Source organism: Salinibacter sp. (assembly GCF_042218895.1).
Classification (GTDB): Bacteria; Bacteroidota; Rhodothermia; order Rhodothermales; family Salinibacteraceae; genus Salinibacter.
Map to the genome: position 1 here is coordinate 1 of NZ_JBDGQQ010000071.1, position 10,185 is coordinate 10,185.

The 10,185-nt window shown below is 65.1% G+C and carries 7 protein-coding genes; 5 read left to right on the forward strand and 2 right to left on the reverse strand.

The features are described 5' to 3' along the window. Window positions 1-51: 51 nt before the first annotated feature. Window positions 52-339: a PLD nuclease N-terminal domain-containing protein gene (locus ABEL04_RS06960; RefSeq protein ID WP_375801664.1), complete on the reverse strand. Its 288-nt coding sequence runs from the start codon at window positions 337-339 to the stop codon at window positions 52-54. Between the two features lie 470 nt (window positions 340-809). On the opposite strand from ABEL04_RS06960, the gene dusB reads away from it, so the two are divergent. The 4 genes from dusB (at window position 810) to ABEL04_RS06980 (ending at window position 6,611) form a co-directional block, all read left to right on the forward strand. Further along, entirely contained in the window at window positions 810-1,943 is a 1,134-nt protein-coding gene (gene dusB, locus ABEL04_RS06965; RefSeq protein ID WP_375801665.1) for a tRNA dihydrouridine synthase DusB, read from the forward strand. A 711-nt stretch (window positions 1,944-2,654) separates the two neighbouring features. Next, window positions 2,655-2,918 carry a hypothetical protein gene (locus ABEL04_RS06970; protein ID WP_375801666.1) on the forward strand — a complete coding sequence of 88 codons (264 nt, stop codon included), beginning with the start codon at window positions 2,655-2,657 and terminating at the stop codon, window positions 2,916-2,918. Window positions 2,919-3,794: 876 nt separating this feature from the next. After that, window positions 3,795-5,597, forward strand: coding sequence for a response regulator (locus ABEL04_RS06975; RefSeq protein WP_375801667.1), 1,803 nt, complete (start codon window positions 3,795-3,797; stop codon window positions 5,595-5,597). A gap of 156 nt (window positions 5,598-5,753) precedes the next feature. After that, window positions 5,754-6,611 carry a hypothetical protein gene (locus tag ABEL04_RS06980; protein WP_375801668.1) on the forward strand — a complete coding sequence of 286 codons (858 nt, stop codon included), beginning with the start codon at window positions 5,754-5,756 and terminating at the stop codon, window positions 6,609-6,611. 279 nt (window positions 6,612-6,890) lie between these two features. On the opposite strand, the gene priA is transcribed toward ABEL04_RS06980, so the two are convergent. Beyond that, on the reverse strand, window positions 6,891-9,365 hold the full coding sequence (gene priA / locus ABEL04_RS06985) for a primosomal protein N' (protein ID WP_375801669.1): 2,475 nt from the start codon (window positions 9,363-9,365) through the stop codon (window positions 6,891-6,893). A gap of 148 nt (window positions 9,366-9,513) precedes the next feature. Here priA and ABEL04_RS06990 point away from each other — a divergent pair, with 148 nt between their 5' ends. Then, window positions 9,514-10,095, forward strand: a complete 582-nt coding sequence (locus tag ABEL04_RS06990) for a Uma2 family endonuclease (protein ID WP_375801670.1) — start codon at window positions 9,514-9,516, stop codon at window positions 10,093-10,095. The last annotated feature ends 90 nt before the right edge of the window (window positions 10,096-10,185 follow it).

Below are 10,185 nucleotides of genomic sequence, written 5' to 3' on the forward strand. Positions count from 1 at the left end.
ACGATTGCAGAAGCGTAGAGCCTATTCCCAAGCAGACCGATTGAAATTGCACTAGTCGCGGCCGATGAAGAAGTACAGCAGCACGCCGCCGACGGGGAAGAAGATGATGAGGAGCGCCCAGATCGCCATGCTCGTCGTCTCCCGCGTTTCGTCGCTGAGCAGGTCGATGAGGGCCACGAGGTCGAGCACAATGACGACGGTGCCCCAGAAGCCCCAGTTTCCGAACGAGAGGCGCTCGATGAGATTGGGGCCGCCGCACCCGACTAGAAGGAGGGACACGGGGAGGAGGGCGGCGAGGGCAGGGCGGATGGAGGACGAGGAGCGATTTACGGCGGACATGGGAGAGCAGGGGATCGATGAGGAAGAAACTCGCGCGTTTTTACTACGCACGAGCGGCGAGAATGGGTACAGGCCAAGCCATCGAACGGTGATTGACAACCCGCAAAGGGGTCGAACGTTCGGAGCCCTGTCGGGGACGTGCAGAAGCCGGGCTGCGCCGGAAACGAGGGGCCGAGTCGGCTCCGGGGTAGCCGTAACCAGTGTCTCATGCCGTTTGCCGAAGGTGATTGTGCATGTCTGGGCTCCTACGCTCGAAGAAATCGCCTCCTTCCAGGACTGGTCCATCCCGGGCCCCGATCCGGGATCTTGGCCGTTCGAACGAAGCAGTCAACCCCGATTCGGAGTTCCCAGTGGAGGGCATTGCGATCCTCGGTACTTGGGATCAGCGTGCCGCCGGAACCACCGCCCGCGTCCAGTGCGTTTTTGAGACCTTACAACGCGTAGTTACAGATCGAATCGACCGCTCCTCGATGCGCATCGGCCATCTTGAGTTCGACGACCGGCCCCTCTTCCTCGCCCCGATGGAGGATGTAAGCGACCCGCCGTTCCGTATCCTCTGCAAGCGATACGGGGCCGACATGATGTACACCGAGTTCGTCTCCTCGGCGGGGCTCCTCCGCGACGCCGAGCACGAGCACCAAAAGCTTGAGATTTTCGACGAGGAGCGCCCCATCGGCATCCAGGTGTGGGGCGGCGACATCGACGAGGTGAAAAGCGCGACGCCCCTGGCCGACGCGGCCGGGCCAGACGTCATTGACATCAACTTTGGGTGCCCCGTCCGCAAGATTGTGCAGAAGGACGGCGGGGCCGGGGTGCTGCGCGACCTCGATAAGATGAAGGCCATCACGGCGGCGGTGATGGAGGAAGCGACCCGTCCGGTCACGGTCAAGATGCGCCTCGGCTGGGACGACGACTCGATCTATGCGGTTGAGGTGGCCCGCATGCTGGAAGAGATGGGCGTCGCTGCGCTCAGCGTGCATGCCCGCACACGGGAGCAGCAGTACAAGGGCGATGCCCGCTGGCACTGGCTGCGCCGGATCAAAGAAGAGGGGGTCCGCGAGATGCCGGTCATCGGCAACGGAGACGCCCACGACCCCGAGGCCGTCGAGGCGATGTTCGAGGAAACTGGGGTGGACGCCGTAATGCTTGGGCGCGGTGCCCTTGGCAACCCGTGGATCTTCGACCGCACCAGGGCCTACCTGGAGACCGGCGAACTGCCCCCGCCGCCCTCCTGGGAGGAGCGGGTGCAGGTGGTGGCCGAGCACCTCTCGCTCAAGTGCGAGTGGCTCGGCGAGCGGACCGGCGTTCTGGAGATGCGCAAGAACTACAGCAGCTACTTCAAGGGCTTCCGCAACGCCAGTAAGTTGCGGCATCAGGTAATGCAGCCCGAGACGAAGGAGGGGGTGCTGGAGGTCATCCTCAACTTCAAGCCCGACGCGCCCGACATCCAGGTGCCCTCGGCCTCGCTCCCGGAGCAAACCGCCGACCCGGACGCCGTGGAGACGACGAAGCCAGACGTCCCGGAGGACCTGCCCACGCCGGGGGGCGATGGAGAGGAGGTAGGCACGAAGAAGGCCGAACTTCCCGAATCGATGGCGGCGTAAACCCGACGCCAGTCGCGCGCAGACTGCGGGCGATGCCGAAACCATCCCGCCCTCGATCAGAGAGTTAGCTGCCTGGTCTATTTGCCAGTTGACCGGAACGGGTGATGACACGGGGGAGCGTCGCGAGTGCTTCGCGGAGAAGGTTAAGGGACGTCAAGGGCCTGGGACCTGTAACAGCCTGCGGTCGACGAGAGGCGCGTATCGGCCTTGAAAGTTGAGGGCTCCCACGACTGTGTCCACGGCGTCTCCCCCCCGTCGCAACTAATCTTCCTGCGGGGAATTTCCGGTCGTCCCTGAACGCCGCTCCGGCCTGCATCTTACGCGCGGTCCACGATGCCGGAGGGGGCTCGTTCCAATTCTGTGGAGGAGCACTTTAAACGTTCGCGCGAGCGGTCACATCCGGTTTGGGGCGCGCGGATCCCTCATCCCTCCAGGGCCGCAGAACTGGGTTCTGAGCGTCTCGATCAAGGCGGTTCACGATCGCACCGGTCGGGGGACAGCGTCAAGGGAGCGACGAGGGCACAGCACAGTACCGTCGCCACTCCGCAGCCGAGAGCCACTCTTCCCCGAGAGAGGTGGCACACTTCTTGTTGATCCCATTCTTGGGTACCGGTTGGCATAGACTGTGCCACGCCCTGGCTTCCCCCGGCCCCTCACCGCAGGGTGAACGCCAAACCCGCAACTCACCTTCCTCCGAACTCCGCTCTCCGGATGTCCTCGATCGACCGTCCCGCGTCTGTAGCCGATTGGTTCTATATCGTCGACCTGGAGGCGAGGTCGAGGGACGGCCCCAACGTGCTGAGAGACGGAAGTGTCGTGCTCGGCCTTTCGGCGACGGAGGCCGACGCTGACGCTGTGGCTGCCCTCGACGGGCTCGGCGTTGTCTACTACGCGCAGTTGAGCGAATCGGACCGTCGAGTCCTACGGAAGCAGGTTGAGCGTCGCGGGCCGAACGGTCCCCAAAGCCCGAACTAGTCCACGAGCTGCTCGCGTGAAGACCCCGCCAGAACGCACTTTGTACTCGTGTAGGCGACATCTGCCTTGAAGAACCGAAACAGATCTCCTTCTTGGCTCAGGAAGAGTATCTTCCACGCCACCGGCCCCTCGTCCACGGGAACGCCCACCATCGCAGCAGGGGGAGTACCGTGTCCTCCGTCGCCGCGACATCCTCGACGGTCCTCCAATGAACACGTCGACCGCGTTTCTGAGGGCTCTCCGATGATCTTTACCCACTCTGCGGGGCGAGTCTACACACGCCGGGATGGGTCTCCCTGATTTGCGGGGATGAATTCCGACGGTTCGGACATGGCAGGATTTTTGACCTTCCTGTGTGAGCCGAAAAGCATCGTGTACCTGCACGGCCGCCCTCTCCGACGCCGTTGTCCTACTGGGGCCTCATATCGGGGCCCGAGGTCGGCCCCCGCACCTGAGCGTTTCCCGCCGCAGATGGAATCTACTGCTCCAACACGCAGATGGAAAAGCGCGTGGCCGGGGACGTCCGCGGAAGGAGGCGATTGGAGCCTACAGGTACTCGTGCTCTTAGTCACCGCTGGTTGTCTTGTGCTCGGGGGTGGGCTCGCCTTCGCCCAGAACCTCCCGGAGAGCCCGTCTGCAGGGGCGGTCACTGAGAAGAAAGCCCCCCAAGGAGCAGTCGCCGAAGCGGTCCCCCTCGGGAAGACCGCAGGGAGCGCCGATTGGGACGTTCCGGGCAGGCAGGACGCCGTCCGAGAGGGGAGACGCGCAGAGCGGGCATCTGCGTCGAGCACGTCGGCGTTCTATACGACGTGGTGGTTCCTCGCTCTCTGTGCGGGCGCAGGGCTGGGAGCAATCGGGCTTTTCCATTGGATGCGGGTGCGCGGCCTGAAACAGCAAATAGAGGCCCGCACCGAGAAAATGCGCTCGGCGCAGCAGCGGGCCGAAGCGGCGGTCGAACAGGCCGACCGGCTCAAAGAGCTAAGCGACGCAAAATCGCGTGTTCTGACAGAACTCAGCCACTCGTTCCGGACCCCCCTCACGCTGACCCTAGGGCCGATCGACAATCTTCTTGAGGGGGAGTTCGACGCCCTCGAAGACAAGGTCCGGACGCAACTCCGTCTCGCACGGCGAAACGGGACTCGCATTCGGTGGCTCGTGAACCAACTGCTCGACTTCGCGGGACTGGAGGCCGGCCGCATGTCGCTTGACCCGGCCGAGGGAAACCTCATTCAGGTTGTGGCCAGGGGGCTCCGCTCCTTCGAAGGGCTTGCCGAGCGCCGAGACATCCGCCTGAGCCTCGAGGGATCGCTCGACGATCCCATGCTCCGGTTTGACGACTCGAAGCTGAAGAAGGTGCTCGCCAACCTCGTTTCGGGGGCCTTCCGGTCCGCCGACGAGGGGGAGACGATTCAGGTAGGAGTGCACCCGGCTCCGGACGACGACAGTGTAGAACTGACCGTCGAGAACGTAAGCGCAAACCTCGAAACAGGGCAGGAAGAGCGGGTTCTCGACACGGTCCGCCAGGAGGACGGCCTCTGGGGAGCGGAGGACGCCAGCGCCGGCATTGGGGTTTACCTTGCAGAAAAGCTTGTGAGCCTCCACGGCGGCCACGTCAGGATGAGCGGTCGGGTGGGAGAGGGAGTTCGGTTCATCGCCCGCCTGCCCCGCCAACCGGACGGCCCCCCTTCGGACGATGCGTCGTCCAGGAAGGACGACGCCCGCGCTCTTGAGGACGATGGCCCGGACGTGCTAGCACTGACGCGGAAGGCATTGTCGCCCGAACTGGAAGCCAGCGAGCCGGCCCCCTCCCCGGTCCCGAAGGGGGGCGACGTACCTCGGGGCGAGGAGGACCGAACGACGGTGCTGGTGATCGACGACAACGCCGTCATCCGCACGCTCGTGCGATCCCACCTCGAGCCTGATTACCGGGTCGTGGAGGCCAAGGAAGGGACCGCCGGGTACAACCTAGCCACCACCCTCCTTCCGGATCTCGTCATCACGGACGTGATGATGCCCGAGATGGACGGATTCGAGCTCTGCCGTGCCATCAAGCAGGACCCAAACATCGATCACATTCCGGTGATTTTCCTCACGGCCCGGGCCGACTCGAAAGACAAGGTGGAAGGCTTAGACGTCGGGGCCGACGCGTACCTGACCAAGCCGTTCGAGCCCGAAGAGTTGGTGGCACGGGTCGAAAACCTGATTGCCACACGCCGTTCGCTTCGGGAATCGTTCAGGGAAGAGCGGGCCGATCGGGACGCAGTAGGGACCGCCCGCGAGGCGGGTCCCGGCACAGAGAACGTGGAGGTGGCCGAAGAGGCCCTCCCCTCGACCGCCGAGAGGAAACCCCTGAAAGAGCGCATCGAGGAGACAATCTCGGAAAACCTGACCGATCCGGAGTTCGAGGTGTCGGATCTAGCCACCGAGGTGGCCCTCAGTGCGTCACAGTTGCGCCGCCGGATGAAGGAAATGTACGACCACACCCCGGTGCAGCTCATCCGACGCCGTCGGCTGGAGGCAGGGGCGCAGCTGCTCCAGGACCGACCGGACGCTACGATTGGAGAGGTGGCCTACGCAGTTGGGTTCAACAGCCAGTCGTATTTCTCGCGGTCGTTTCGGGACGAGTTTGGGACCTCTCCCTCGCAGTACCGGGCTCGACACGAGAGCATGCAGGCGTAGATCTCCTTAGCCGGGCGGCGGGGACGGCCCAGAACCTGCTCGGTACTCCAGCTTATCGCCTCAAACCACCGGCCCGTCGAACGCCCCTGAACGACACCCGGTGTTTGGTATGGGACCCCGCGCGACGATGTCAAACAGTTTTCCACACCCCTGCTGATGTTTCGATCTCACATGGAGCACCTCGTCTCAGGATCTGGTCCCTCTACCACTCGCTGCCTGATTGCCTCGATCCTCCTGCTCTCAGTTGTCGCCGTGCCTGTGGCCGCTCAGGACGGGCAGGGAAGGTTCGAAACCTCCACCTCGTCGGGGTCGAAGATTTCCGGCCAGCTCAATGTCCGAGGCACCGTAGGCGTGCCACAGGGCGGGTTTGAGAACAATGTAAGCGGTCTGGGGGGCGGGCTAAACCTCTTCATCGGGGGCTGGGTAGGCCCGAGAAGCCCGGTGATGGCCGGCCTCGACGTCGGGTTCCTCAGCTACGGCAACTCCACCGAGCAGGTCCCCTTCAGCTCCACCGTCGGTCCGCGCCTGCCGGTCGAGGTCGAGACCAGCAACAACGTCCTGGAAACCCATCTTTCCCTGCGCCTCCAGCCCCGGCACGGCCGGATCCGTCCGTTCGTCGAAGGACTCGTCGGCTTCAAGTACCTTTTCACTCGCACCTCCCTGGCGGAGGAAGACTTCGGCAACGATTTTGGGGACCGGGATGGCCTCAGCGACGAGCTCGCCAGCACGACGAACTTCGACGACTTTGCCTTCAGTGGTGGGGCCGGCGCGGGCGTCGACGTCCGTGTCTACCGGCAGGACGACCCGAAAACGTCGGTCCGCAGCGTGAGCGTGCATCTCGGTGTGCAGTACCTGCTCGGACAGGAGGCCGAGTACCTCGCCGAGGGAGATCTCACCGACGACAACGAAAATGGCCAACTCGACCGGAGTGAGATGGACGTTCGCCGCTCGCGGACGACATTCCTTCAGCCGCAATTTGGCGTAACATTCCGGTTTACAGACGGTGACAATTGATGCTGCGGCCCTAATGCCTCCGAGGGGCAGATCGTTGCGGGCGGGCCGTCCGCGCGACAGGCTTCCGCGTGCCAGACCTGGTTCCAGTCTGCCGGGCCCCAAGGAGCGGTAGGTCCCGCGAAGTCCTTTCCGCCGCACGGGAGAGGGCCCTGTCCCTGCTGATGCGTTGCCGACGGTGGCAGCAGCCCGCTTGGAGCCAGGGGCGGGAGCCCCTCGAAGCGGAGACGCTTCGTGTCGGGAAGCAGGCAGAGAGATCCGGTACGCCTCGGTGTGCGGCTGCTACAGCACATCCAGCGCGTCTACGTCGATGGCCACGTGGTAGCCGTTGGGCGGACCGCTGTAGGCGTCGCGGGTGCGACGGAGGGCTGTCTGGAGCGGGTCTGCGCTCCCGCCCCGCGACTTGAGAAGGGTGCGGTGGCGGTATTGCTTCTTCACACGTTGGATGAACGCCGGCTCTGGACCAAGTACCTCCACCGGCCCGGCGTGTGTGCGGAGCTGTTCGGTCCAGTTCACCGCGAGACGCTCAACACGGTCCTGGTCGGGCCCTCGAAACTCGACGGTCGCCACACGGCCGAACGGCGGGTACCCAAACTCGCGACGTTCGGCGAGTGCCTCCTCAGCGAAGCCTTCGTAGTCGTGCGCCGTCGCGTGACGGATGGCTGGATGGTCGGGGTTGCGGGTCTGCAAGATGACCTCGCCCTGAAGGTCGGCACGACCGGCGCGGCCGGCCACCTGGGTGAGAAGCTGGAACGTGCGCTCCTCGGCGCGGAAGTCGGGGAAGAGGAGCCCCACGTCGGCATCCACCACCCCCACTAGGGTCACACGTCCAAAATCGAGCCCCTTCGCGATCATTTGCGTGCCGAGCAGCACGTCGGCCCCGTCCCGGAACCGGCGCAGGATCTGATGGTGGCTGTGCTTCCGGCTCGTCGTGTCGCGGTCCATGCGGAGGATGGAAGCGTTGGGGACGGCGGCCTCGAGCTCCGCTTCCACGCGCTGCGTTCCGGTCCCCACTTGGCTCAGGTCGCTACTCCCACAGCGAGGGCACTGGCGCGGGATGCGCTCGGTGCGGCCGCAGTAGTGGCACTGGAGTCGGCCGGGCCCCTCGTCGCGGTGTAGGGTGAGGGTCACCGAACAGTCGCCGCAGGACGGGGCCCACCCGCAGTCCTCGCACTCAAGGACGGGCGCGTAGCCCCGGCGGTTCTGCAGGAGGATGACCTGCTCGTTCTGCTCCACGCGCTCGCGAACGGCCTCACGGAGCGGGTCGGCCAGGGCGCCGTCCAGCTGGTGCTTCTTGCGCTGGCGCGTGAGGTCGAGGACGCGCACCTCGGGGAGGGGAGCAGTCCGCCCGGACGAGTCGGGCACGCGCTCCGGGAGGGTCAATCGCTCGTACTTTCCCCAGCGGGCGTTCATCGTCGATTCGAGGCTGGGCGTGGCCGAACCGAGGATGCAGACCGCGTCGTTTCTGTGGGCACGCATGACCGCCACGTCGCGGGCGTGATAACGAGGCGCCGGGTCGAACTGCTTATAGGACGCCTCGTGCTCCTCGTCGACCACGACGAGGCCCAGGTTCTCCAGCGGGGCCAGCACGGCGGAGCGTGGCCCGATGGCGATGGAGGCGTCTCCCGTGCGCAGCTGGCGCCACGCGTCGTAGCGCTCGCCCATGCTCATCTGGGAGTGGAGCACGGCGATGTGGTCGCCGAAGTGAGCGCGGAAGCGCTGGACGGTCTGTGGGGTGAGTGCAATCTCGGGCACGAGGATGATGCCGGTACGCCCCCGCTCCCGCACTGCCTTGAGGGCGCGGATGTAGACCTCTGTCTTGCCGCTGCCGGTAATGCCGTGGAGCAGGAAGGTGCCGTAGCGCTTGTGCTCCACCGCGTCGGTGATCGCGTCCAGGGCGTCCTGCTGGGCAGGCAGGAGCGTGTGGTCGGGGGGCGGGTCGGGCCCGGGCAGGTCGTCGAGGGGCGAGCGCAGTACCTCCTTCTCCACGAGCTCGACCATCCCCTTGTCGACGAGGCTCCGTACGGTCGCGTAGGACGCATCGGCCCGCTCCATCACGTCGGTTCGGCGCGGCTCCGGGGTGCCTTCGGCCCGGAGCCCCGCAAGCGCCTCAATGACGGCCTTCTGCTTCGCGCCACGGAGCTGTTCTTTGAGGTCTGCCGCCGCGTCCTCGTGCTGAAAAGCCGGGGCGAAGCGGAGGTGGGTTTCGGTCTTGGCGTTCACCCGCTCGTCGCGCAGGGTCGTCTCCACTTCGATGACGCCGTCGGCGGCCATGCGACGGATCAGCGCAAGTGGGACGGCGGGGCCCACGCGCTTGCGAACTGCCGAGAGCGTGGTCTCGGAGTGCTCGGCCAAGTCCTCCAAGACGACTCCACCCACGTCGTGCTCGGCCCATGCGCCCGGTTCCGCGTCGGTGCGGGTGAGGCGGCGCTCCGTCTCAACGGTGGTGCCGGCGGGAAGAACGGCCTTGAGGGCCTCTCCCCAGGTGCACACGTAGTAGTCGGCCATCCACTTCGTAAGGCCGAGCAGCTCTTTGGTGCAGGTGGGCACGTCGTCCAGCACGTCGAGCACGGCCTTCACCTCGAAGTTGAGCGTGCCGGGCGGCGGCCCCTCCTCCACGACGACGCCGGTCAGGCGGCGCCCCCCAAACGGCACGAGCACCCGACTGCCCACCTGAGCCTCCGCCGCAAGCTCCTCCGACACGCGGTACGTGTAGGCCTGGTCGACCGGAAGCGGAAGGATAACGTCGACGGTCACGGACTAGGGAGACTGGATTTCAGTAGCAGACCGCTTCACGTACGGGACCAGAGGAAACGGGTGCCGCGGAAAACGCAGAGGAACCACATTGCGGGCCGCAAGCGTAGATTTTTCGGTACGAAGATTCTGTACACAGCCCGACAAACCCATGGCAACAGAGCTGGCCGCCCCTCCGCTGACGTACGAGGACTACCGGACTATTCCCGACGATCGACATCGACACGAGATCGTTGACGGCGAGGAATACGTGTCCTCCGCCCCCACGACCCCGCAGCGGCGCATCGTTCGGCGTCTCCTGATCTCCCTGAGCCTTCACGTGGAGGAACAGGGCCTGGGGGAGGTGTTCGACGCCCCCTGCGACGTGCTTCTCTCGGAGACCGACATCGTCCAGCCCGACGTGCTGTTCGTGGCGGCCGAGCGCAGCAACATCGTGAAGGAGCGGGGCATTGAGGGCGCGCCGGACCTGATCGCCGAGATCGTTTCGGAGGGCAACCGTCGCCACGACGAGATTCGAACGCGCAAGCTCGACGCCCGGCACGACGTGCCGGAATACTGGGTCGTGGACCCGGCCCTGGAAACCGTAAAGGTGTACCGCGAGCCGGACGGCGGCTACAAACGCGTCGCGGAGTGGACGGCGGAGCACGATGATGCTCTCTCGACGCCGCTCCTGCCGGACTGGTCGCTCCCCCTGAAGGATCTTTTCCGTACGGCTTCCCAGAAGAACGGATAAATGCCTCTGGCAGACAAACTTCTGACTCCGCTTCGGGTTCAAAGAAAGCGATGCATTTCCCGTTTCCGCTTCAGAGTCCTTATGCGTGCT

Coding starts and splice junctions, on each gene's coding strand:
- ABEL04_RS06960 (WP_375801664.1), bottom strand. CDS start 339: ATGTCCGCCGTAAATCGCTCCTCGTCCTCCATCCGCCCTGCCCTCGCC.
- dusB (WP_375801665.1), top strand. CDS start 810: ATGCGCATCGGCCATCTTGAGTTCGACGACCGGCCCCTCTTCCTCGCC.
- ABEL04_RS06970 (WP_375801666.1), top strand. CDS start 2,655: ATGTCCTCGATCGACCGTCCCGCGTCTGTAGCCGATTGGTTCTATATC.
- ABEL04_RS06980 (WP_375801668.1), top strand. CDS start 5,754: ATGTTTCGATCTCACATGGAGCACCTCGTCTCAGGATCTGGTCCCTCT.
- ABEL04_RS06990 (WP_375801670.1), top strand. CDS start 9,514: ATGGCAACAGAGCTGGCCGCCCCTCCGCTGACGTACGAGGACTACCGG.